Source organism: Pantoea sp. JGM49 (assembly GCF_018257655.1).
In the GTDB taxonomy this organism is placed as follows: domain Bacteria; phylum Pseudomonadota; class Gammaproteobacteria; order Enterobacterales; family Enterobacteriaceae; genus Pantoea; species Pantoea communis.
In genome coordinates this window covers 602,933-627,366 of record NZ_JAERJM010000002.1, presented here as the reverse complement: position 1 = coordinate 627,366, position 24,434 = coordinate 602,933, and the positions used below count along the sequence as shown (strand labels likewise).

Sequence of the window (24,434 nt, the reverse complement as noted above, 5' to 3'; positions counted from 1 at the left end):
ATCATGAATGATGAAAATTTGAATACTCAGGAGTTGATCGAACGAATCAGCTCGTCATATGGGGTAACTACTCAGCGAGCACTGGCAGAGGTTCTTGGCGTCCCATCAAACAGCGTGAGTACGTGGGTGCAACGCAATAGCTTCCCCGGGAAAGCTATTATTCAGTGCTCCCTCGAAACCGGCGCAGATTTGAATTGGCTGATGACGGGGAAACCTGCAAATTCGAATTTGCGAGATACACCATCGTTGAAGGGTAAGCGGCTCTATGACGAGATTATGACTAGCGGTGGAAAACCAGTCCTACGTCGAATCTTAGATGCCTACGGGTTTTCAATGCAGAAGGAACTGGGAGATCTATTAGATATTTCTTCAGGGACAATAAGCACCTGGATTCGTCGCGACTACTTTCCCGGTGACGTAGTTGTCGCATGCGCGCTAGATACTGGCGTGTCCTTGCGCTGGTTATCTACCGGCAAAGGCGAAATGTTCGAGTCAGTCGCAAGCGACAAACACGAAGAAGCTATGAGCATTTCAAAGCACAGGCTTGAATCGGGCAAACTAATTCAATCCGGCAATTGGACTCTTGACTCATCACTCAGTACTACCGCCCCAGATTCGTTGATATTCATCGAAGGTATTTCGCATTCATGGATTGCTAACACCGGCGCAAACAATATTAGTAATGGTCGTTGGGTTATTGATATTGATGAGTCGTTAGACGTTTTTGATGTAGTTCGCCTACCCGGCGGAAAACTAAGGCTTTCCAACAGCGCTGCCAGTTTTGAGTGTGCAATTGCTGATGTAAAACCATTCGCTGCAGTAATTTTCACCTTAGAAAAAAACCTGTAAGGCTTTTTATGAAACGCTTCTCATTGGCAGTATTAATTTTGAGTTTTTCCACTTTGGCTTCTGCCGCAGAAAAGAGTAAAGAGCTAGACGGCTCCTCATATGGAGATGCCTGGCCTTTGACGTTTACCTCTGCGAAAGTTTCATGTGTTAACCGCCTGTATGTTTTTGTATATAACACGGCAACAGATGAACGCTATCCCGTCAACGGCACAGCCAAAAATGCCGTCAGGTCTGGGAAATTGGAAGGCAGTGATATTGATGAGGTGTGGAGGAAGTCCAATCAAGGCAATGGTCAGCGAGTAAACATTGGCCCCATTCTTGATGAAGGCTTCGCACTTTGTGATCGCTAATTAACTTCTCGGTTTATCTATGACTGTTACTAAGCAAAAGAATGGCAAATGGCTAGCGCAGATATTCCCCAACGGCAGGGACGGAAAGCGCATCCGTAAGCAGTTCAACACTAAAGGTGAGGCCGAGGCTTATGAAGACTATGAAAGAAAGAAAACCGAGGATAAACCTTGGCTCGGTGAAAAAGAGGATCGCCGTAAGCTTAGCGAGTTAATCCAGCTTTGGCACAACCTTCACGGACAGTCACTAACAGCAAGCAAACTTCGCCTGGCAAAGTTGAAAATTGTTTGCAGGGGGATGGGTGATCCGATTGCTTCGAGGATAACAACTAAAGATTGGGCGCATTATCGAGATCAGCGGTTGAGTGGGAAAATTGATAATGGTTATCATGCGAACCCGCAGAAGTGGATAGCGCAGCCCATAACGGTGAACCGTGAACAGTACTACCTCGAAGCTGTTTTTAACGAGTTGCGCCGACTCGGAGAGTGGAAGCTGCCTAACCCACTTGACGGAATTCGGCCTTTCAAAGAAAAAGAAAAAGAGATGTCCTGGCTCACAGATGGACAAATCAAAACGTTGCTTGATGCCTGCGATTCATTTGGCAACATCCACCTCACACGAATCGTCAAAATTTGCCTTGCTACAGGTGCCAGATGGCGCGAAGCCGAGAACCTAACCCGTTCTCAGTTGTCACCCTATAAGATCACATTCATTAAAACTAAAGGTGGGAGAAACCGAACTGTACCTATCCCACTCTGGCTTTATGATGAACTTTCGCCACTCAAAGATAAAATGTTTCAGCCTTGCTATAAGGCTTTCAGTGAAATGCTGAACATTGCCAATATCCAGTTAGCTGATGGTCAAAACACTCATGTGCTTCGGCATACATTCGCGAGTCATTTTATGATGAACGGCGGCAACATTTTGGTACTGCAGCGGATACTTGGACATGCAAATATTCGTGAAACTATGAGGTATGCACACTTTGCCCCTGATCATCTTGAAGAGGCTGCACAACTCAACCCAATTGCGGGTTACAGTGGCAGCAACGTGGCAGCAGAGGATTCATAACACTGCATTTCCCTGCGCTTAAAATTAACTTAACTAACTGTTTTTACTGCCAAGTAGCTGTTGTTAAATGATGTTTTTTAAAACAGGCTAAACTGGGCGACACATATTGCGGATTGCAAAAGGAAAATCGTGTTATGCGCACCGTATTGAATATTCTTAACTTCGTTTTGGGTGGCGTGTTCACCACGCTAAGCTGGCTGTTTGCCACGCTTGTCAGCATCGTGCTTATCTTTACCCTGCCTTTAACGCGATCCTGCTGGGAAATCACTAAACTTTCACTTCTGCCCTTTGGTAATGAAGCGGTGCATGTCGATGTGCTGCGACCTGACAGTAAAAGCCATGTGCTGAATGCTGGCGGAACCTTCCTCAACATTTTCTGGCTGGTGTTTTTCGGCTGGTGGCTGTGTCTGATGCATATTTCTGCCGGCATCATCCAATGCCTGACCATCATCGGTATCCCCGTCGGTATCGCTAACTTTAAAATTGCCGCTATTGCACTCTGGCCAGTGGGTCGCCGTGTGGTTTCGGTGGAAGAGGCTCAGGCCGCGCGTGAAGCGAATGCGCGCCGTCGTTACTAAGGCGGACGATTGATGCTTCTTAACGCGATGCCGGGATGGCGACGTTATCTGTTTAATAGCAGTCTGCGTTATTTACTGCGCATCTTCTTCGCGCTGGCAGGCTGCGCCGCCGTTCCGTGGTGGTTGCAGCAGATAGAATGGACAATACCTTTAACGCTCGGCGTGGTGGCGGCTGCGCTGGCCGACCTGGATGACCGATGGACCGGGCGCTTGCGCAATCTGATGATTACGCTGGTCTGCTTTTGCATCGCTTCGGTATCGGTTGAATTGTTATTTCCCTACCCATGGGCATTTGCCATCGGTTTAGCGCTCTCCAGCTGGGGCTTCATTCTGCTTGGCGCTCTGGGACAGCGTTATGCCACCATCGCGTTTGGTGCGCTGCTGATTGCGGTTTATACCATGTTGGGGATTGGCCTGTTCCCTGAGTGGTGGATGCAACCCGCCCTGCTGCTGATTGGTGCTCTGTGGTACAACCTGCTGACATTTATCGGGCATTTGATCTTCCCGGTGCGACCGGTGCAGGAGCAACTGGCAGCCAGTTTTTCTCAGCTGGCAAGTTATCTGGAGGCCAAGGCGAATCTGTTCGATCCGGATGCCGGTCAACAGGATGATGCCAGTACCATTGCCACGGCGATGGTGAACAGCCAGTTGGTGGCGCAACTTAATCAGACGAAAACCACCATTCAGAGTCGCTTGCGCGGCGACCGTGGATCGCGCAGCACACGTCGGAGTTTGCACTACTATTTCGTTGCGCAGGATATTCATGAACGCGCCAGCTCATCCCATCTGCAATATCACCTGCTGCGCGATAACTGGCGCTATAACGAAGTGCTGTTCCGCTTCCAGCGCCTGTTGAATATGCAAGCTCAGGCCTGTCGCAAGCTGGCTGAGAGCATCTTGTTAAGACAGCCGTGGCATCATGACAGCAGCTTTGAACGCACTTTTTCCCGGCTGGAAACGGCTTTGGAGAGATTGCAGCAGAATGACCCGCAGGACCCTCACAATCGCGCGCTGTTTTGGCTGCTACGCAATTTGCGTGCGATTGATGCGCAACTAGCCTCGATTGAGTCTGAACAAGCGCTGGCCGAACCGACTTCCTCCGCAGATAACCATCTTTCTCGTGAAGGGCTGAGTGGATGGGCGGACATTCGGCTACGGCTGAGCCGTCATCTGAGCCCCGGATCGGCGCTGTTCCGTCATGCTGTGCGTATGTCTTTGGTGCTTTGTGTCGGATACGCTTTTATTCAAATTACCGGTCTTCATCGCGGCTACTGGATTTTGCTCACCAGTCTGTTTGTCTGCCAGCCTAATTACAACGCCACGCGCCGCCGACTCGCCTTACGTATTGGCGGGACGCTGGCCGGTATCGCCATCGGCTTGCCAGTGCTGTGGTTGGTGCCCTCCATCGAAGGGCAGCTGATTTTAATCGTGCTAAGCGGCGTACTGTTTTTTGCCTTTCGCCAGATTCAGTATGCGCAAGCCACACTGTTTATCACCTTACTGGTACTGCTCTGCTTTAACCTGCTGGGCGAAGGCTTTGAGGTGGCGCTGCCGCGTATTGTTGATACGTTGCTAGGGTGCGGTCTGGCCTGGCTGGCCGTGGCATTTGTCTGGCCCGACTGGCAATTCCGCAAGATTAGCGCCGTTGCGGATCGCACGCTGAATGCCAATTGTCGCTATCTCGATGCCATTCTGGAGCAATATCATCAGGGCAAAGATAATCGTCTGCCCTATCGCGTGGCACGCCGCGATGCTCACAATGCCGATGCTGAATTAGCATCTGTGGTCTCGAATATGAGCAGCGAACTCAAGCTTCAGCAACCGTTGCGTGAAAACGCGTTTCGGTTGCTGTGCCTGAATCACTCCTTCCTGAGCTACATCTCGGCGCTGGGCGCTCATCGCGAACGCCTCTCTGACCCTGCACTGCTCAAAGTTTTAGATGATGCAGTCTGTTTTGTTGAGGATGTGCTGCAGATTGAACGCGTTGACGACCAGCAGGCATTAGCCATGCAGCAGCAGGTAATGCAACAATTAAGTGAAGTTAAAAACAGTTCGGACGTGCAGGCGCCGCTGGTGATGCAGCAGCTAGGATTACTGATTGCCCTGCTGCCGGAAATTGCCCGCCTGCGCCGCACACTATCCAGTCATTAAGTTAACTCGGCTCCACCATGTTTTTTTGGTGGAGCGTTTTGACATACCACGCATGCAGTTCTTCTCTGATCGCCGCAGGCAATGCAGCCTGGTGATGTCCGGAAATCGCCCCTTCCAATGCCATTAACGTTTTCAGCCCGATATGTTTGTTAACGGCACGCAATTTGAGCCAGCTCTGGCGCGATCCCATTTCATGCAGCACTTTCACCGAACTGATGCCAACTTTATGCAGCATCATCTCCATGCGCAGGCTAAGGTTAGGCAGATCCTTCAACCGTAGGGTCACTGTCCGGTTTGCTAACTCATGCTGTGCTGCGTGCAGTGCACTGGCCGACAACCGCAAGAGTTGCTCAGTATCCTGCCAAAGCTTCGCATCCACCTTGAAGTAATTCAGTTGCACTGGGATGCCGCGTTTGCGATAAACCAGCGGTTCAAGAGCACGTTGGGTGTGGTAAGTCTGCAATGCCTCACTGGCACGCAGGTAAAGCGCGTCTTCATTGATATACGCAAAAATGACCTTTTCTACTGTCAGAGCATAGCCACCAAATTGCGTTCGGGATTCGATCTTTCCCAGCGGTGCCAGCTGTGTTTTGGATTGTTTAACGAGTGGATTGTTGGTTTTCATTACAGCTCCTTTCCGTGAATTCTCATTCGAGAAAATTCCTTAAAATCCTGGGTTTTCATCTGGTTAGAAGATAGAAAAAACCCATTAGCTGTTCAATGAATAAAAGCATTTGCTGTGTGCGATGTGCACAATTTGCGAGGTGTTTTCAGAAATTGAGGTTGATCTTTATCCAGGAAGACATTACTGTACATCCATACAGTTCATTACTGAGTGATTAAAACATGCGTACTCAATTCTCTGGCCTTGCTGATCGTTCTCAACGTTTTGCTTCTACAAGCCTGACGCAGCCTTCTCTGGGTGGAATTACTGAACTACGTTACAGCGAACAACCTGGCATGATGCAGTTACTGCTGTTGCCGGTGTTAAAGCAACTCAGCGAACAGTCCCGCTGGCAGCTGTGGTTAACACCTGCGCATAAGCTGAATCGCAACTGGATGCAGCAGTCAGGATTACCGCTTGAGAAAAGTATGCATATCACCGAATCTGAACGACTCACGACAGTGGAAAGTATGGTGAAGGCTCTGCGCACGGGAAATTATAGTGTGGTTTTGGCCTGGATACCGTACGAATTGAATGATGAAGAGCGGTTTGAACTCGAAATGGCAGCGGCAGAAGGTGAAGCACTAGGTTTAATTATGCGTCCGCAAGGTCACGATCGCGTCTTGTCCAGACAACCAAATACGCCAAAAATTCCGTCGGATTTGTTTCATTAAGTAAAACCAGGAATTTTCTCACGCTTTTTTTTCTTAAGGATGCTGCTAAGCCACTGATTCTTTTCCCGCCAGCTTTGACAATGGTTTAGCAGCATTTTCTCAATTCGCTGGCGAAGATTTTGCCATGTGATTTGTTAAAATGTGTGTATAAATCCCTGTTTTTTTGCTGGCTGGCCTCACATCATACTTGTAACTTTCCAATCTCGTTGTAGACTTTATCTCGCCAGGGTGCTCAATAACCTCCGTTTTTTCGGTAGAGTCAAAAGCGAGCGTTTAGACCCGGCGAAGGATTAACACAAAGAGCAACCTTTTTGCTCATTGCCTATTTGGATGATAACGAGGCGCAAAAATGAAAAAGACAGCTATCGCAATTGCAGTGGCACTGGCTGGCTTCGCTACCGTAGCGCAGGCCGCTCCTAAAGATAACACCTGGTACACCGGTGCTAAACTGGGCTGGTCTCAGTATCACGATACTGGTTACTACGGTAACGGTTACGCGAACAACGACGGTCCAACTCACGAATCTCAGCTTGGTGCTGGTGCATTCCTGGGCTACCAGGCTAACCCATACCTGGGCTTCGAGCTGGGCTACGACTGGTTAGGCCGCATGCCTAACAAAGGCGACCAAGTTAACGGCGCATTCAAAGCACAAGGCGTTCAGCTGGCAGCTAAACTGAGCTACCCAATCACTGACGATCTGGACGTGTACACCCGTCTGGGCGGCATGGTATGGCGTGCAGACTCTAAACAAGTTGATCTGCGTGATGGTAATCGCATCAGCAACCACGACACCGGCGTTTCTCCGCTGGCTGCAGTTGGTGTTGAATACGCACTGACCAAAAACTGGGCGACTCGCCTGGACTATCAGTGGGTTAACAACATCGGTGACGCAGGTACCGTTGGTGCGCGTCCAGACAACAGCATGCTGAGCGTCGGCGTGTCTTACCGTTTCGGTCAGGATGAAGAAGCAGCACCAGTTGTTGCTCCAGCACCAGCTCCAGCGCCAGTTGTAGAAACCAAGCGTTTCACTCTGAAGTCTGACGTGCTGTTCAACTTCAACAAAGCGACTCTGAAACCAGAAGGCCAGCAGGCTCTGGATCAGCTGTACAGCCAGCTGAGCTCAATGGATCCTAAAGACGGTTCTGTTGTTGTTCTGGGCTTCACTGACCGTATCGGTTCAGAGCAGTACAACCAGAAACTGTCTGAGAAGCGTGCTCAGTCTGTAGTTGATTACCTGGTCTCTAAAGGTATCCCTTCTAACAAGATCTCTGCACGCGGTATGGGCAAATCTAACCCAGTGACTGGCAACACCTGTGACAGCGTGAAAGGCCGTAATGCCCTGATCGACTGCCTGGCGCCAGACCGTCGCGTTGAAATCGACGTGAAAGGTATCAAAGACGTTGTAACTCAGCCACAGGCTTAAGTTATCACGCAATAAAAAACCCCGCTCTTGCGGGGTTTTTTTTATCTCTTTTCAACTGGCTAACAACACCATCATAGTGCACACATCAGCGCTATTCGTTCTCTGATCCGCCTTTACCCAGAATCGCCTGCAGATCCTGCTTAAGCGTTGACATCTGGCTGGCATACTTCTCTTTGCGCTCGGCATCTTCAATCAACTGCACAATGGTTTCTGATAGCGTGTTGCTGCGACGCTGTGCCAATCCTGCCAAACGCTGCCACACCAGATATTCCAGATCGATCGACTTCTTACGCGTATGCTGATGTTCCGCATTAAAATGCCGCTTACGGCGCGCACGAATAGTCTGCTTCAGCCGATTCTCGAGATCGGGATGAATGTGCTGAGCTATCCATTCCGCTACCTCTACTGGACTATTTTCCATCGCCAGTAAGGCATCCACCGCAGCCTGCGCGGCGCTGAGCTCAAGATGACGGGTGATCAATTCACCCTCCCGATGCTTTTTCACCAGGTATTTCCACTTCCATCCACTTTCAAGATTTTCGAGTTGCTGGTATTTCATCGGAATCTCATCGTGATCACGTAACAAACTAAGAATAACAGCTTTTTTCCCGGATGCAGCAAGGAAAAACATGTAGCGGTCATCACATTTTGGGCTGGAACTCCGCAGTGCTTAACAAGGTTGATTCCTGTATAATCTCGCTTTTCCTAAATCTGACTAATGCGAATATTTTGACCAGCACTCAAATTACGTGGCAAGCCCTGCAGCCGGATAGCATCCGCTACCAATCCATTTTCTCAAACGTCTCACTGGAAGATAGCGATAGTCTTGCCGCGGTTCAGCCGCGTCTGCTGAATGCGCTGGCGCATTTGCATCATCAAACCTTAGGTTTTCCTCTGTTGCTATTACGCAGTCAGGAAAACAGCGATTATCTCGCGTGCATCGCCGAAGCCGCACAGCGCTTCCAGCCCGAAGAGATTGCGCTGTATGGCGGTGACTATCATGTCATGGGCGACACGGTCAGCCTGATGCCGCCCAGCGATGCTAAGCGGCCATTCACCAGTCAGGGCGGTGTTCACTTTGCCGACTGGATTGAAGCAGAACAGCTGTTTGGTTGTGTGCGTCAGTACAAAGATCGTATTCAGCCCGAGCCGGGATTGATTCATCAAGCCAATGGCGGCACTTTAATCCTGTCCGTGAATACGCTACTGGCTCAACCACTGCTATGGCTGCGTCTGCGTAAGTGCATCGAGCAAGGCCGCTTTGACTGGTATTCGCAGGACGAACGCCAACCGTTGCCAGTGGCCATCCCTTCCCTGCCGCTGCAACTGCGCCTGGTACTTTGTGGCGATCGTGATGCGCTAGCCAGCTTCCAGGAATTGGATGCAGAAGTGCATGAAATGGCACTCTACAGCGAGTTCGAAGAGAACCTGCAGATCACTGATGAAGAGGACATGACCTTCTGGTGCCAGTGGACGCTCACACAAGCTGAACAAGCTGGTCTGGACCAGCCTGCAGCCGATTTCTGGCCGCTCTTGATCAATGAGGCGGTTCGCTTCACGGGCGATCAAGAAACCCTGCCGCTCTGCCCGCGCTGGTTACGCCGTCAGCTGCAGGAAACCGCGCTGCACGGTGACGTCATGAATGCTGAAGCATTGAAAGAAGCACTGGAAGCGCGCGAATGGCGTGAAAGCTACCTGGCCGACCGCATGCGTGACGAAATTCTGCTCAATCAGATTATGATTGAAACTGAAGGTGAAGTGGTGGGACAGATTAACGGTCTGTCTGTAGTGGAGTTTCCTGGTCATCCGCGTCCGTGGGGCGAGCCGTCACGTATCACCTGTGTTGTTCATCCGGGGGATGGCGAATTCACTGACGTTGAGCGTAAAGCCGAGCTGGGCGGTAATATTCATGCGAAAGGCATGATGATTATGCAAGCTTATCTGATCGCTGAACTTGAACTCGAGCAACAGCTGCCCTTCTCAGCCTCGTTAGTGTTTGAACAATCCTATTCCGAAGTGGATGGTGATAGCGCCTCACTGGCCGAACTCTGCGCGCTGATTAGTGCACTGGCCAATCAGCCACTAAGCCAGCATATTGCGGTGACCGGTTCCGTGGACCAATTTGGTAATGTGCAGCCTGTTGGCGGCCTGAATGAAAAAATCGAAGGCTTCTTCAGCATTTGCCAGTCACGCGAGCTGACCGGTAAACAAGGCGTTATTCTGCCAGCCAGTAATGTGCGCCATTTGAGCCTCAGCGAAGCTGTGGTTGATGCGGTGAAGCAAGAGCAATTCCACATCTGGGCAATTGAAAGCGTGGATGAAGCGTTACCCTTATTAACCGGCATCGCATGGCAAAGTGAGAGCGGCGAGTCACTGCTCAATACCATTCAGGAACGTATTGCACAGCTGAACCAGCAGGAAATTCGTCATCGTCCGTGGCCATTGCGCTGGCTCAACTGGTTTAACCACAGCTGATTGATTTGCCCAGCGTACAACTGTTCGCTAATATTCGGGCTTCACTAAAAGAAGGCATATTGAGAACATGGTAGATAAACGCGAATCCTATAGCAAAGAAGACCTGGTTGCCTCAGGTCGCGGCGAACTGTTTGGCGAAAATGGACCGCCGCTTCCCTCTGATAACATGTTGATGATGGACCGCGTGGTCATGATGACCGAAGACGGCGGTAAATTTGACAAAGGTTTTGTGGAAGCCGAACTGGATATCCGCCCTGACCTGTGGTTCTTCGATTGCCACTTTAAAGGCGATCCGGTCATGCCAGGCTGCCTCGGTCTTGACGCCATGTGGCAGTTGGTTGGCTTCTACCTCGGCTGGTTAGGCGCTGAAGGTAAAGGCCGCGCACTGGGTGTGGGCGAAGTGAAATTCACCGGTCAGGTACTGCCAACCGCGAAGAAAGTCACTTATAAAATTCACTTCAAGCGCGTGATCAACCGCAAGCTGGTGATGGGCGTGGCTGATGGTGAAGTCTTCGTTGACGGTAACCTGATTTACACCGCGACAGATTTGAAAGTGGGTCTGTTTAAAGACACCTCTGCTTTCTAATTCCCCAAACGAAAACCTCCGCATTCAGCGGAGGTTTCTTCCTTCAATTATGGACATCCGACAGTGCTAGGCCACCGCCGACCTGTCCTCCATGGCTTGACGCCAACCTCCCAACCAGTAAGACCGCGCATCGATCATTTGATAGGGGCATATCTCTTTTGAGCGGCCAGTAATACCCGCTTGATAGCCTCGTGAGTGTGCACGTTCCAGGCGGTCTCTTTTCTGTCTCTTCATGCCTCGATTCCCTCATTTCAGGTCTGGTGGATTCTGGGTGGAAAGAAAGAGTGGCGATATAATGTTCAACCACAGTAATGTTCTAACTCCTGGCAGAAGAAAGATCAATGCGCAAAATTCACGCCAATGTCATCATTTTGACGTTTAAACGACATCTATAATTGTCAATTCCGTGTATATCTGGCTGATTAGACGATAAAAAAAGCCCCTGATTTGATGTCCGTCACACAACGGCAAATCAGGGACTTAGCATAAGCATCGAACAAATCTTAATTTAGCGAAATGACACTTTTTGCGATTTGTTGTGCTGTTTGCTGCCAGCCGATAGCCAGAGTACGCACCAGCGCATCATAGCCATCTTCATTTTGCGGCAGAGTCAGATTAAAGCCATGTTTGATTAAGCGCCCTTGATGTTGCAGGAGCCATTCTCCGCTCACCACAACCTGGCCATCATAGCGACCCTGGAAACCGGTCACATTTACCGTCAAAGTATCGTGGCTCTCACCTAACGGAGCACTGGCAACAATTCGGCCCGGCAGTGCTTTGCTGAGGTTGCTGATCAATGTCTGTTGTAGTTGTTGATCCAGCGGACTGGCCCACAAGTTATTGGCAGCAATCACATACTTTACATCGCTGGTTTGATACACCAAACCATTCCCTGCCATATAATCCGGAACCGATACCTGCTCGACCCAAATCATTGGCTGGTTGCCGCTGGATGCGCTGTCTACACGCGCGACATTGCTGCCCGCAGGCAGTTGATAATAGGTGTTTTCGATGGTGCTGCTACAACCTGCCAGGAGCAGCATCGCACCAATAATCAGCCCTTTTTTCACTGTTTCGCCCTCTTTGGCTGGGGATCCTGGCCCGGTTTGGCTTCAAACACCAATGCATTGCTCTTGGTATTGAGCGTTTTCAGCACCGGCTGCAATTCGCGCAGCACCTGGTCAAGTCGCTGCATGTCTCCCACCAGTTTGTTATAAGCCGGTGAACCCGGCTGCAAGCCTTTCATGCTGCGATTCAACTCGCGCAGCGTCTGCTGCATATCTTCTGGCAGCGTTTTCATCGCCGGGCTGGCAGTGATGTGATTGAGGTTATCCAGGGTTTTCTGCAATTGCTGCATCGTACGCTGGCTCTCTTTCAGGGTGCCTGTCGCTTCGGTGATCATCGGGTTCAATGGCAGACCGTTGATCTTATCCAGCGCTGCTGTGAGCTTCTGCTGAATCTGACTTAATCCACCACTGACCGTTGGAATCACCTCCAGGCCCGCAATCTCATTTGGACCTTTATACGCCGGTGCGTTGTCATAGAAGTCCAGATCGATATACAGCGCACCCGATAAGAGGTTACCGGTTTTCAGCGTAGCGCGCAGACCCCGCTTCTTGCCATCCTGCAGATGCTGCTCAAGATTGAAATCTCCGCCCAGACGGCTGATAAAGCGATCCGGTTCGATACGAATCAATATCGGAACACGATAATCGTTATTCAACGCCTGATTGACACCTGGAATGGTGTAAGGCACTTGCGAGACGGTACCCAGACGAATGCCGCGGAACTCAACCGGTGCGCCTACCTGCAAGCCACGAATCGAATCGGTAAAGAACAGCAGGAAATCGGTGTGGGTGGTATATAACGAATCCTGGATGCTGCGCTGATCGTCAAACAGATGGTATTCCGCTTTATTTTCGGCGATCTGCCCCAGCTCCGCGCCATCTGGCACATCAAAACTAACGCCACCGCTAAACAGCGTCGTCAGTGAACCCATTTCCACCCGCATGCCCGAGGCAGACATATCGACGGCGATACCGCTGTCTTTCCAGAAACGGACATTGGTCGTGATCAGACGATCGTACGGAGCGGCGATGAACAGTTGATAGGTCATCATGCGTTTATCGGTATCAAAGGTGCTGGATTCCACCGTACCCACGCGATAGCCACGGAACAGCACCGGATCGCCCGCATTAAGCTGTCCGGCTTTTTTACTGTCGAGTGTGATGCGAATGCCTTTGGCATCCGGCGGTGCCAGAGGTGGCGCATCCAGCAGTTGATAGCGCTCCGGTTGATCGCCCTTCGTACCTGGCTGCAATTCAATATAGGCACCCGAGAGTAATGTGCCGAGACCGGTAATCCCTTCGCGCCCGATTTGCGGTTTCACCACCCAGAATACGCTGTCGCCATGCAACAGTTTTTCCATCCCAGAATTGAGGCGTGCTTTGATCTCAACATGGTGCAGATCGTCAGTTAATACTGCACTTTCCACTACGCCAACATTGACACTGCGGCTCTTAATGGTGGTTTTTCCGGCTTCTATACCCTCAGCGCTTTCGGTGATCAACGTCACCTCCGGACCCTGATGGCTGAAATGATAAAATAAGATCCAGCCACCAATGAATAGCGTGACGATGGGTACGATCCAGACCGGTGACCAGCGTTTAATCTGGTCGACCTTAGCAGTCCCGTGATGGTTGTCCGTCAAGACGCGGCTCCTTTCGTTCAGTTTCCCGTAATCGATCCCAAATCAGGCGCGGATCAAACGTCATCGCTGCAAACATGGTAAGAATCACTACCATGGCAAACAATAGCGCGCCTGGCGCAGGGTAAACACTCATTAGCTGCCCCATCCGCACCAACGCGGATAACACAGCGATGACAAACACATCAATCATTGACCAACGGCCAACAAACTCCACCACCTCATACACCACGTGCATCTTCTCATCATCACGTCGACCGCGACCACTGGCGTGCCAGCAAAGCCAGGCAATCGCCAGCATCTTGAGTGAAGGCACCATGATACTGGCGATAAAGATCACCAGCGCCACTGGCCAGGAACCATCGCTCCACAGCAGAATCACCCCGGCCATAATGTTCGAGGGATACTGCGAGCCAAGCGTTTCGGTGACCATAATCGGCATGATGTTTGAGGGAATGTAGAGCATCACCGAGGTGATCAAAAGTGCCAGCGTCCATTGCAAGCTGTGCTTACGTCGCGGTGCAGCGACCACGCCACAGCGAGGACACTCAGCCTGCCCGACAGATAAGATAGCGGTACAGCAAGGGCAACTGCGCAATCCCTGCTTCAACCCACTGATTCCGGCTTGCGGCACCATCGGCAATGCCGGGAGTGGACCCATGCTCTGCCACACCCATCGCCGATCCACACACTGAAATGCGCGCAGCTGTAATACACAGAATAGACACCACGGCCAGAAACTGCTTCCAAGGCCAATTTCGCCGTAGGCCATCAGCTTCACAAAGCTCACCAGCACGCCTGCCATAAAGATCTCGGCCATGCCCCAACTGCGCAGCTGGAATAAAATACGCGCCAGCCCAAGGCGCAGACTGTGCGGCATACGCACGCGATTCACCAACAGCAGAATGGTGATCATGCAGAATGCGGGAATCCCCTGTACAAACAGCAGAAACAGTGTCGCCAGGCTGCGGTAATCTTCACGATCCATCACCGCGGGAATTTCGAGCAGCGAGATTTGGCTGCTCAGCCCGGCCACATGCATATTGATAAAGGGAAATAGATTCGCCAGCACCAGCATAAACAGTGCCGCGAAAGCGTACCCGGTAGGACGTTTTCGCGGCTCATGCCAGTTAGCGGTCAGCGTGGTATGACAACGTGGGCAGCGCGCGCGACTGCCCACCGGCACGGCAGGCAATTTTACGGTTAAATCACACTGTGGACAGAGCATCCACTGGTGCGCCTGATCCGTTGCACACATACTGACTTCCTCTGTGTTACGCGCCGTTTTTCAGCGCTTCCAACTCTTCCCAGCGCTCAAACGCCACTTCCAGCTCTTTTTCCGTCTGCGCTAACGCATCCAGAACCGGTTGAGTTTTGTCGTGCGGCTGGCTGAAAAAGTCCGGATGGCTCATTTTCGCCTGCAGTTCGCCGATACGTGTTTCCAGTTGCTCCAGTTTTTGCGGCAGCTGTTCCAGTTCACGCGTCAGGTTATAGCTGAGTTTGTTCGCGCTACGTTTTGGCTCCTGATTTTTCTCTGCCGCTTTGGGCGCAGCGGATGCGGTTTTCACCGTAGCGGACTTGGTTTGCTTATAGGCGCTACGCTGCAACTGCGCATCGTGATAGCCGCCGACAAAGGCACCAATCTCACCGTTGCCTTCAAAGATCCAGCATTCGGTCACGGTGTTATCGACGAATTGACGATCGTGGCTCACCAGCATCACGGTGCCCTGATAACCATCCACCAGCTCTTCCAGCAGCTCCAGCGTTTCCACGTCAAGGTCGTTGGTCGGTTCATCGAGAATCAACAGGTTGCTAGGTTTCAGGAACAAACGCGCTAACAGCAGGCGGTTACGCTCACCACCGGATAACGCACGCACTGGCGTCATCGCACGCTTCGGATGGAACAGGAAGTCCTGCAGATAGCCCAGCACATGGCGCGGCTTACCGTTGACCATCACTTCCTGTTTACCTTCCGCGAGGTTATCCATCACGGTACGATCCGGATCCAGTTCAGCACGGTGCTGATCGAAGTACGCGATCTCCAGCTTAGTCCCGCAGTGCACGCGACCACTGTCCGCTTTTAACTCATCCAGCATCAGACGCAGTAAGGTGGTTTTACCACAGCCGTTCGGGCCAATCAGGGCGATCTTATCGCCGCGCTGCACCTGAGTGGAGAAATCGCGCACCAGCGTTTTGCCATCCACGCTGTAATTGACGTTTTCCATCTCAAATACAATCTTACCTGAGCGAGCGGCTTCGCCGACCTGCATGTTGGCTTTGCCCATCACATCACGGCGTTCTGAACGTTCACGACGCAGCGCTTTTAATGCGCGCACGCGGCCTTCATTACGGGTACGGCGCGCTTTGATGCCCTGGCGAATCCAGACTTCTTCCTGCGCCAGCTTGCGGTCAAACTCCGCGTTCTGCATCTCTTCGACGCGCAGTGCTTCTTCTTTACCCAGCAGGAATTGATCGTAATCGCCCGGCCAGGAAACCAGTTTACCGCGGTCGAGATCGACAATACGCGTCGCCATATTGCGGATAAACGAACGGTCGTGCGAGATAAACACGATGCTGCCGGTAAAGGTCTTGAGGAAGGTTTCCAGCCAGTTGATAGTTTCAATATCGAGGTGGTTAGTCGGTTCATCAAGCATCAGCACGCGTGGATTGCTCACCAGCGCACGGCCCAGCGCGGCTTTACGCAGCCAGCCACCGGAGAGTGAGGAAAGCTCAGTGTCAGCTTCCAGACCAATCTGCTGCAATACGTCATTGATACGGCTATCGAGCTGCCACAAATTCTGATGATCCAGAATGGTTTGCAGACGACCCATTTCGTTGAGGTTTTTCTCGCTCGGATCTTCCATCACCAGATGAGAAATCGCGTGATAAGCTTTCAGATGCTCAGCCTGCTCCGCAACGCCCTCCGCCACAAAATCGTAGACTGAACCGGTAATGTTCCGAGGTGGGTCCTGTTGCAGGCGCGCCACCACTAAATCTTGTTCGTAAATAATGCGGCCATCATCCAGCGGTTGTTCGCCATTGATGATTTTCATTAATGTGGATTTACCGGCACCGTTACGGCCCACCAGACAGACGCGTTCGCCCTCTTCGATGTGCAGTTCGGTGTTATCCAACAGCGGCGCATCGCTGAATGAGAGGTAAGCGCCATGGATACTGATCAGTGACATAAAACTTATTCCTTACCGGCGTGGCTAACCAGCCAGCAGTTGTGAATTTGACGGTTGCGTGCGAAATCTTGCGACAACGTTTTTTGGGTAATTTCCTGCGCCTGTAAGCCCAGAGCGGCTAAACCGTCCAGGTCCATTTTGAAACCGCGCTTGTTATTCGAGAACATAATGGTGCCACCGCGACGCAGCAGACGTTTCAGATTCTGCATCAGCATCATGTGGTCACGCTGCACGTCAAAATCGTCTTCCATTCGTTTGGAATTCGAGAAAGTCGGCGGATCGATGAAGATCAAATCAAATTGTTCGTCACTTTCACGCAGCCAGCTCAGACAATCGGCGTGCATCAGTCGATGCTGACGTCCGGTCAGACCGTTAAGACGCAGGTTGCGCTCGGCCCACTCCAGATAAGTGCGAGACATATCCACGGTGGTGGTGGTTTTCGCACCGCCTAACCCGGCGTGCACGCTGGCGGTGCCGGTGTAGGCAAACAGGTTAAGGAAGTCTTTACCCGCGCTCATTTTGCCCAGCATTTGGCGGGCCAGACGGTGATCCAGGAACAAACCGGTGTCAAGATAATCGGTCAGATTCACCAGCAGACGCGCGTCAAACTCCTGTACTTCGAAGAAGTCGCCCTTTTCTCCCAGCTTCTGATACTGATTTTTACCCTTCTGACGCTCACGGGTTTTCATCACCAGTCGATTGGCCGGAATCTCCAGCACGCTCAGCGTCGCGCTGATCACATCAAACAGACGCTGACGTGCTTTATTGGCATCCACGGTTTTCGGTGGTGCATATTCCTGAATCACCACCCAGTCGCCGTAGCGGTCTACCGCGACGTTGTATTCCGGCAAGTCGGCATCGTACAAGCGATAGCATTCAATGTTGGACTGCTTCGCCCACTTTTCCAGCTTCTTGATGTTCTTACGCAGACGGTTGGCAAAGTCTTCGGCAATTTGCGCGCTACCTTCACCGCTGGTTGCGGCCAGCTGATAGTTTTTCTGCACACATTCCAGTGGGCCATTTTTGGCTTTGAACTGGCGGTCGGCGCGCAGTTGCAGGCAGCTCAGCAATTCCGGCGACGCACTAAACAGAGACAGATTCCAGCCGCCGAACTGCTGTTTCATAATGCGTCCCAGCAGGCTGTGCAACGCAATCAACGCGGGTTCGCTTTCCAGACGTTCACCGTAAGGCGGGTTGCTCAGCACGGTGCCGGTGATCTCCTGGCCCGCCAGCGGGTTCTTCAGCTTAATCACATCCTGCTGGGCAAAAGTGAACAGCTCGAACACGCCAGCACGACGCGCATTGGCTCGCGCGGATTCCAGCACGCGGCTGTCATTGTCGTAACCGAAGAAGCGCGCGGTCGTGGCCGCCGTCCCCACACGGGCACGCTCTTTCGCCTCAGCCAGTACTTCCTGCCAGACCGCCTGATTATGGTTTTTCCAGCGGTTGAAACCCCAATGAGTACGCAGCAAGCCCGGCGCGCGATCGGTAGCGATCAGCGCCGCTTCCAGCAGTAAAGTACCAGAACCGCACATCGGATCGATCAATGGCGTGGTGCTCTGCCAACCAGAACGCATCACAATCGCGGCCGCCAGCGTCTCTTTCAGCGGTGCCTGGCCGGTTTGCTGACGATAGCCACGCTGATGCAGCGCATCGCCACTCAGATCCAGTGCGATGCTGACACGATCTTTATTCAGCCACGCATTAATGCGAATGCCAGGCTGTTCACGGTCCACGCTCGGACGCTCCAGATTCTGACGCGTAAAGCTGTCAACGATCGCATCTTTAATACGCAACGCGCCGAACTGGCTGTTACGGATCACCTCATTGGTGCCGCTAAAGTGAATCGCAAAGCTGGTGCTGCTGTCGAACATCTCGGTCCAGGGAATGCTCTGCGCGCCCACATACAGGTCGAGATCGCTCCAGACGCCAAATTCTCCCAGCGGCAGCAAAATACGCGAAGCCAGTCGGCTCCACAGCAGGCTTTGGTACATCACACGGTCATCGGCACGGAAGTGGACGCCGCCCTGCACCACCTGCAAATCCTGCGCACCCAGCGCGTCCAGCTCAGTTTTTAACAGCTCTTCGAGCCCACGCGCCGTACTGGCAAACAGAGAATTCATATCGTCACTTTTTACTCTTGCTAAAATTGTTGCGCATTATAGCGAATCAGCGTCCTATGTCATAAAGTTAGCTTCTTTTTGTCCTGTTGGAGTTTCGATGATTACGCTTTCTCGCCTCTATATTCATCCGGTCAAATCGATGCGCGGTTTGCAACTGTCTCATGCACAGGTGCTGGAGAGTGGTCTGGCGTTTGATCGCATCTTCATGGTGACCGAACTGGACGGCACTTTTATTACTGCGCGACAGTATCCGGACATGGTGCGTTTTACTCCTGCGCTGTTACCCGATGGCTTATTTTTAAATGCCCCGGATGGCAGCCAGGCGTTAATTCGCTTCAGCGATTTCACGGCACAATTGTCACCCACTGAAGTTTGGGGGAATCATTTCACCTCGCATATTGCGCCCGCCGAAATCAATGATTGGCTGAGTGAATTCTTTCCGCGTCCGGTGCAATTGCGCTGGACCGGTGTGGCTCCCACGCGACGGGTGAAAAAATTTGATGAGGTATCGCTGAGTTTCGCGGATGGTTTTCCCTTCCTGCTGGTGAATATGTCGTCACTGCAGGATCTGCAGCAGCGTTGCCCGGCCAGCGTTCGCGTTGAGCAATTCCGCCCTAACCTGGTGGTCAGCGGCGCAGCCGCATGGGATGAAGACAGCTGGAAGCAAGTTAAAATCGGCGAGATTGTTTTTGATATGCCCAAGCCCTGCAGCCGCTGTGTATTCACCACCGTGGGTACCGAAAGCGGGCGCAAACATCCCGAAGGTGAACCCCTGGCCACGTTACAACGTTTCCGCAGCGGTCAGGACGGCAGCGGAGATATCGATTTCGGTCTGAATCTGATCGCCCGCAACAGCGGCGTGATCCGCGTCGGCGATGAGCTCACGGTTTTGGCTCGTCAGACACCGCGAGCTTACGGAGCGGGCGCGGTGGTGGAAACCCTCAAACCGGCTGCCAGCCAACAGGCAGAAGTGATCATTGGCTATCAGGGCAGTGAATTTACCGGCGACAACCAGCAAGTGCTACTCGAACAACTGGAGATGCAGGGCTTTCGCATTCCCTACTCGTGTCGTGCCGGGATATGTGGTAGCTGCAAGGTGACGCTGGTATCGGGCGAAGTGAAAGCGCTGAAACAGAGCGCAGTGCGCGCAGACGGAACGATTCTCAGTTGTAGCTGTATTCCCGCAGGCGATATTGTTCTGGCTTAAACGCTTAAACCGCCCGCGCAAAGTGGGCGTTTTGTTCCAGCTGATGCGGTCGTAAACGATCGTTCATGATCTTGATCGCATCACCTAACTGCATGCCTTTACCCGCTACTGAAAGTGCATTTTGCGCCAGTAAACATAACGCCGCATTTTCACCGCTCTCAACCACCAGCAATTGCGCCTGTTCGCCGCTATCGGCCAGCGTCACGGCTACCATATCGCCTGATGCGGGTTGCCAGCTCTGGGCATGGCTGGTGAAATGCCAGCTTTTTGGCATCAGCGGTTTTAAAAAACGACTCGCGACTAATGCGTTTAAGACTAATTCAGCGCGCTGATCGCCTTTTAATCCACTCTGTCGGCAGCGCTCTTCAAACGTAAAATACAGGGCAGCGTCATCGACACAAAAACCACTGACATTAAAGGCATCCGGTGTCAGCATTTTACGCGAGAAGCGCGAACGAAATAGCATGCCATCGGCTAAATCCAGCATCATACGATCGTGCTCTGCGTCAAAATACCAACGCCAGTTATCATCAGGTTTGATTTTCATGATGTGCCCTGTGGTTAATCGCTGCGCTAAATGGCGCTCAATGAAAAAATAAAGCTCTAAGGAAAAGCTGAAAAAAACATCAGCAGGACAAAATATAAACGAGCCGAAGGGATAAATAAACCCCCCGGCGCGGGAAAGTGGGAAATGTCTTAGAGGTGGGTCACGATATCTTTAATTAAACCTGGGCCTTTATAAATAAAGCCAGAGTATATCTGCACCAATGTGGCCCCTGCGGCCATTTTTTCACGAGCGGAAACCAGTGAATCAATACCACCGACGCCAATAATAGGTAAGCGACCTTGCAGCTCTTGCGACAAGCGGCGAATCACTTCAGTGCTGCGTGACTGTACCGGACGGCCACTTAATCCACCCATCTCATCGGCATATTTAAGTCCAGCAACTAAAGCACGATCGAGCGTGGTATTCGTGGCAATGACACCGTCAATTTCATGGCGCACCAAACTGTCGGCAACCTGGATCAATTCTTCTTCAGAAAGATCCGGCGCGATCTTCACCGCGACCGGCACATATTTAAGGTGCCGTTCCTGCAGCTCTTTTTGTTTTAATTTGATCGCCGAAAGCAGATCGTCCAGCGCTTCGCCATATTGCAGCGTGCGTAATCCAGGTGTGTTTGGCGATGAAATATTGATGGCGATATAACCGGCATGGGCATACACCTTTTCCATGCAGATCAGATAATCGTCTTTGCCTTGCTCCACTGGCGTATCTTTATTTTTGCCAATATTGATACCGAGGACACCTTTGAAACGCGCTTTTTTAACGTTCTCGACTAAGTGATCGACGCCGTGATTATTAAAGCCCATGCGATTAATAATCCCTTCCGCTTCCACCAGACGGAACATGCGCGGCTTATCATTGCCAGGCTGTGGACGTGGCGTCACCGTCCCGACTTCCACGAAGCCGAAACCCATCGCACCAAAGGCATCAATGCACTCTGCGTTTTTATCGAGGCCTGCAGCAAGCCCCAGCGCGTTAGGGAAAGTCAATCCCATGCAGGTCACCGGGCGTGACGGCAGCGACTGGCGAATCAGTCCTTCCAGCGGCGTTCCGCTGATAAAACGTAATTGTTGAAAGGTGAGTTCGTGCGCACGCTCTGGATCGAGCTTAAACAGCGCCGGCCGGACGATAGGATATAACATGCACTCTCCTGAATGGCGGAAGCGAAGAAGTCGGGTGCACGGAAATTTGTGCGCCAGAATGGTAAAGGCCTCTGGCGCAAAAGTAAATTTAATCAGCAGCGGGAGAATTGATCACGGTCAGCGACGTGCAGAATAGCGCCCGACTTGTTCACGAACATTTTGCAATCCGAGGTAAATCGACGGGCAATACCACAGCAGCTTCAGGCGCGCATCCTGTTGCAGCATCTTACTTACCACTTGATTCACCGGAGCCTGCCATTCATTGGGCACGGTCATGTGATTTTTACGGATTTGCGCGAGACAGCCCTTCATCACCGTCTGGTAGTAATCATCCAACAACAACTCATCAACGGGTTGCTGCTGGTCGCGTAAAAACTGCTCGCTGCTTTGTCGCGCAATGAAGTAATTTTTTACCCACGAAAAGTCACGCGTGCTCTGTGACAATGAACTGAGCATGAAGCGCTTGTAGTAGTAGCTTTGGCTGGTGCAGTAGATTTGACGCGCGGCCATATAGAGCGCAAACATCCAGGGCGCATCTTCATGGTTCTGAATGGGAAGGAACTGCAACGCCAGCTGATCGATTAAACGTCGCGACATGATCGAGCTCCACACCACGCGATGTGCCGACTGGTGTTGCAGCAAAATGTGCAGACTTGCCCTGCCCCCGGGCAATAAACCACTGACATGACGTTGATGAATACGTTGATACTGGCGCTGCGCCACAGGCAGATCAAGAAACATCTTCGCGCCAAAACAGAACAGATCAATCTCCTGATGCCTGGCCTGTACCCGTCGAAAATCAGCAAACAGTTCAGTCGAAACGAAATCATCCGCATCCATGAAATAGACAAAATCACCGGTGGCTGCGGCGAGTCCTTTCATACGCGCGGCGCTGACGCCGCCGCGTTCACCGCTCAGCAGAGTGACCTGCGGATGCGCAGCAGCGAAAGCGGTGAGCCAGGCCACACTGCTATCACTTGAACCGTCATCAATGATAATGATCTCATCGGGCGGTGATGATTGACGTAACAACGAACCCATCGCCTCTGGCAGCCACGGGGCACAGTTCCAGTTTGGCACGATGACAGAAACGGTCGGCACGCGGCGAGATGTCAACATTCTCATCCTCTCTCCTCAACATTGAATAACGGCAAGCGCAGGCGCTTTAGCACCAGGCTATGCAGCAAACAGCACACACCAAGATTGATTGCGCCAATCAGGCCTAACCACAGCAGGTTGATCCAACGGTTTTGATTCCAGTCGATAGGCAAGAAGGTGCTTAACCAGACCATCAGCGCGGATGCCGCCCAAATCAACATCACATCACGCGTGAGCCAGGTGAAATGCAGACCGGGCGCGAAACGGCGGTGTACCAGCCATGCCCAACCCACTAAATAGAAGATGTTTTGCCCCAGCCACAACCATCCGGTACCCAGCGCGCCAAAATGCATCGCGCACCAGATGTTGAGCGGTACCAAAATCAATGCGAACACGCTGAAGCCTTGCATATGCAATTTGAGATTGCCGTTGATGTATTGCAGGTGATACAGCAGGCCACAGATGGCCTGAATGCCGCTGCCCAGCGCGTAAAGACTGAGCACAAATGACATCTCATCAACAATCTGGGTTTTCTGGGTCCAGGCCCAAAGCAGCGGTCCGGCATAGCAGGCAATGGTGATACTGAGCGGCGCCATAAATATCGCGACGGCCTGAGTAGTATAGCGATAGAGTTTGAGCGCTTCCGCATCGCCTTCATTACGGGTTTTCATGCCGGTCATGCGCGGCACAATCGCCTGCATGATCGGGCTGCTGAGCAGCAGGATGCCGGTAGCCGCGGTCGCCACCACGGTAAACGAACCGTATTGGCTCAGCGGCAGGGTTTTGGACAGGACCAGTCGGTCAATCTGTGAAATAAAGGTCCAGACCGCACTGGAGTAGGCCGCGCTGAGCGCAAAACGAATAAAGGGCCGCAATACTCCTTTCAGGTCATCACGCTTCTCTTTGCGCGCGGAACGTGGAACCAGTTGGCAGGATTTGTAGATACAGCATGCCGCTTCGGCAATCGATACCAGCAATTGCCAGATAAAGAAGGTCAGCACAGGGTTAGGGAAAAACTGAATCACCACCACGGCACCAAAAGTACGCAAAGTGGTGATGATCAGGTTAACGCCATTTAGCCAGACCTGATGTTCAAATCCGACAATCACGCTACGATACGGGCTGGTACGCCAGCGTATGGCCGCGGTAATGACCATAATGCCAACCGCAATCACTACATCCCTGGCTGGCAGATGTTGCGCATTTAGCCAATGAGCGGCAATCCACGGCGTGGCAATCCAACCCAGTACCACAAGGATTAGCGTTGAAATCAGAAAGAATCGCGTCAAGGTGGCAAACAGCGCCGGGAACCAGACAAATTCGGCTTGATTGGCACGATAGCGCGCAGCTTCACGCATCAAGGTAGTAGAAACCCCGGCATCCAGCAGTTGTAACCACGTCAATAAAATAGAAAAGAAGCCGACCAGACCGTAGGCTTCCATTCCTAAATGTTGAATATAAAGTGGTACCACCAAAATACCTGACAGCGTCAGATAGATTTGGCCAACATAGTTGGCAATCGCGTTACGTTTAATCGACATAAGTGTTTTGGTGTCAGTTTTTTCTCAAGGAGAATTAGCGTGGC

At 51.8% G+C, this 24,434-nt stretch carries 22 protein-coding genes; 10 read left to right on the top strand and 12 right to left on the bottom strand.

What is annotated here, in order from left to right; translation table 11 throughout:
* Window positions 1-3: 3 nt before the first annotated feature.
* The 5 genes from JK231_RS06005 (at window position 4) to yccS (ending at window position 4,997) form a co-directional block, all read left to right on the top strand.
* The gene (locus JK231_RS06005; protein WP_211728181.1) at window positions 4-849 is read left to right on the top strand and encodes a phage repressor protein CI; all 846 of its coding nucleotides are present in this window, start codon (window positions 4-6) and stop codon (window positions 847-849) included.
* Window positions 850-857: 8 nt separating this feature from the next.
* Window positions 858-1,199 carry a DUF2511 domain-containing protein gene (locus JK231_RS06000; protein ID WP_211728180.1) on the top strand — a complete coding sequence of 114 codons (342 nt, stop codon included), beginning with the start codon at window positions 858-860 and terminating at the stop codon, window positions 1,197-1,199.
* A 19-nt stretch (window positions 1,200-1,218) separates the two neighbouring features.
* On the top strand, window positions 1,219-2,268 hold the full coding sequence (locus tag JK231_RS05995) for a site-specific integrase (RefSeq protein WP_211728179.1): 1,050 nt from the start codon (window positions 1,219-1,221) through the stop codon (window positions 2,266-2,268).
* 134 nt (window positions 2,269-2,402) lie between these two features.
* Window positions 2,403-2,846: a YccF domain-containing protein gene (locus tag JK231_RS05990; protein ID WP_034820431.1), complete on the top strand. Its 444-nt coding sequence runs from the start codon at window positions 2,403-2,405 to the stop codon at window positions 2,844-2,846.
* A 12-nt stretch (window positions 2,847-2,858) separates the two neighbouring features.
* Window positions 2,859-4,997, top strand: coding sequence for a YccS family putative transporter (gene yccS, locus JK231_RS05985; protein WP_160832541.1), 2,139 nt, complete (start codon window positions 2,859-2,861; stop codon window positions 4,995-4,997).
* Between the two features lies 1 nt (window position 4,998).
* On the opposite strand, the gene JK231_RS05980 is transcribed toward yccS, so the two are convergent.
* The gene (locus JK231_RS05980; protein ID WP_097119299.1) at window positions 4,999-5,622 is read right to left on the bottom strand and encodes a TfoX/Sxy family DNA transformation protein; all 624 of its coding nucleotides are present in this window, start codon (window positions 5,620-5,622) and stop codon (window positions 4,999-5,001) included.
* Between the two features lie 221 nt (window positions 5,623-5,843).
* Between JK231_RS05980 and sulA the strand changes: the two genes are divergently transcribed.
* Both sulA and ompA read left to right on the top strand, forming a co-directional pair.
* A complete protein-coding gene (gene sulA / locus JK231_RS05975; protein WP_097119300.1) occupies window positions 5,844-6,335 on the top strand; it encodes an SOS-induced cell division inhibitor SulA in 492 nt (163 codons plus the stop codon).
* 349 nt (window positions 6,336-6,684) lie between these two features.
* Window positions 6,685-7,758, top strand: a complete 1,074-nt coding sequence (gene ompA / locus JK231_RS05970; RefSeq protein WP_160832450.1) for a porin OmpA — start codon at window positions 6,685-6,687, stop codon at window positions 7,756-7,758.
* Window positions 7,759-7,849: 91 nt separating this feature from the next.
* On the opposite strand, the gene matP is transcribed toward ompA, so the two are convergent.
* Window positions 7,850-8,317, bottom strand: a complete 468-nt coding sequence (gene matP / locus JK231_RS05965; protein ID WP_141399037.1) for a macrodomain Ter protein MatP — start codon at window positions 8,315-8,317, stop codon at window positions 7,850-7,852.
* A gap of 53 nt (window positions 8,318-8,370) precedes the next feature.
* Between matP and JK231_RS05960 the strand changes: the two genes are divergently transcribed.
* Window positions 8,371-10,233, top strand: a complete 1,863-nt coding sequence (locus JK231_RS05960) for a Lon protease family protein (RefSeq protein ID WP_211728178.1) — start codon at window positions 8,371-8,373, stop codon at window positions 10,231-10,233.
* Between the two features lie 67 nt (window positions 10,234-10,300).
* A complete protein-coding gene (gene fabA / locus JK231_RS05955) occupies window positions 10,301-10,819 on the top strand; it encodes a bifunctional 3-hydroxydecanoyl-ACP dehydratase/trans-2-decenoyl-ACP isomerase (RefSeq protein WP_034820448.1) in 519 nt (172 codons plus the stop codon).
* Window positions 10,820-10,885: 66 nt separating this feature from the next.
* Here the strand turns inward: fabA and rmf are convergent, their stop codons facing one another.
* The 6 genes from rmf to rlmKL form a co-directional block, all read right to left on the bottom strand.
* Window positions 10,886-11,053 (bottom strand): ribosome modulation factor, encoded by a 168-nt coding sequence (gene rmf, locus JK231_RS05950; protein ID WP_007887362.1) that lies wholly within the window; start codon window positions 11,051-11,053, stop codon window positions 10,886-10,888.
* Window positions 11,054-11,322: 269 nt separating this feature from the next.
* The gene (gene pqiC / locus JK231_RS05945) at window positions 11,323-11,889 is read right to left on the bottom strand and encodes a membrane integrity-associated transporter subunit PqiC (protein WP_034820450.1); all 567 of its coding nucleotides are present in this window, start codon (window positions 11,887-11,889) and stop codon (window positions 11,323-11,325) included.
* Window positions 11,886-13,529, bottom strand: a complete 1,644-nt coding sequence (gene pqiB / locus JK231_RS05940) for an intermembrane transport protein PqiB (protein ID WP_211728177.1) — start codon at window positions 13,527-13,529, stop codon at window positions 11,886-11,888. The genes pqiC and pqiB overlap by 4 nt, the downstream gene beginning before the upstream one ends.
* Window positions 13,501-14,784 (bottom strand): membrane integrity-associated transporter subunit PqiA, encoded by a 1,284-nt coding sequence (gene pqiA, locus JK231_RS05935; RefSeq protein WP_034820456.1) that lies wholly within the window; start codon window positions 14,782-14,784, stop codon window positions 13,501-13,503. Before pqiA ends, pqiB begins: the two co-directional genes overlap by 29 nt.
* Before the next feature lie 16 nt (window positions 14,785-14,800).
* Window positions 14,801-16,714 carry an ABC transporter ATP-binding protein gene (locus tag JK231_RS05930; protein WP_034820460.1) on the bottom strand — a complete coding sequence of 638 codons (1,914 nt, stop codon included), beginning with the start codon at window positions 16,712-16,714 and terminating at the stop codon, window positions 14,801-14,803.
* A 5-nt stretch (window positions 16,715-16,719) separates the two neighbouring features.
* A complete protein-coding gene (gene rlmKL / locus JK231_RS05925) occupies window positions 16,720-18,837 on the bottom strand; it encodes a bifunctional 23S rRNA (guanine(2069)-N(7))-methyltransferase RlmK/23S rRNA (guanine(2445)-N(2))-methyltransferase RlmL (protein ID WP_211728176.1) in 2,118 nt (705 codons plus the stop codon).
* A gap of 97 nt (window positions 18,838-18,934) precedes the next feature.
* Between rlmKL and JK231_RS05920 the strand changes: the two genes are divergently transcribed.
* Complete coding sequence (locus JK231_RS05920) at window positions 18,935-20,044, top strand: YcbX family protein (RefSeq protein WP_058959667.1); 1,110 nt, start codon at window positions 18,935-18,937, stop codon at window positions 20,042-20,044.
* A gap of 4 nt (window positions 20,045-20,048) precedes the next feature.
* Here JK231_RS05920 and JK231_RS05915 read toward each other — a convergent pair whose 3' ends face one another.
* The 4 genes from JK231_RS05915 to JK231_RS05900 all read right to left on the bottom strand — a co-directional run bounded on the left by JK231_RS05915 (window position 20,049) and on the right by JK231_RS05900 (window position 24,390).
* Window positions 20,049-20,591, bottom strand: coding sequence for a cell division protein ZapC (locus tag JK231_RS05915; RefSeq protein WP_211728175.1), 543 nt, complete (start codon window positions 20,589-20,591; stop codon window positions 20,049-20,051).
* A 149-nt stretch (window positions 20,592-20,740) separates the two neighbouring features.
* Complete coding sequence (gene pyrD, locus JK231_RS05910) at window positions 20,741-21,751, bottom strand: quinone-dependent dihydroorotate dehydrogenase (protein WP_034820474.1); 1,011 nt, start codon at window positions 21,749-21,751, stop codon at window positions 20,741-20,743.
* 117 nt (window positions 21,752-21,868) lie between these two features.
* Entirely contained in the window at window positions 21,869-22,870 is a 1,002-nt protein-coding gene (locus tag JK231_RS05905) for a glycosyltransferase (protein ID WP_249221621.1), read from the bottom strand.
* 2 nt (window positions 22,871-22,872) lie between these two features.
* Window positions 22,873-24,390, bottom strand: a complete 1,518-nt coding sequence (locus JK231_RS05900; protein ID WP_211728173.1) for an oligosaccharide flippase family protein — start codon at window positions 24,388-24,390, stop codon at window positions 22,873-22,875.
* Window positions 24,391-24,434: the final 44 nt, after the last annotated feature.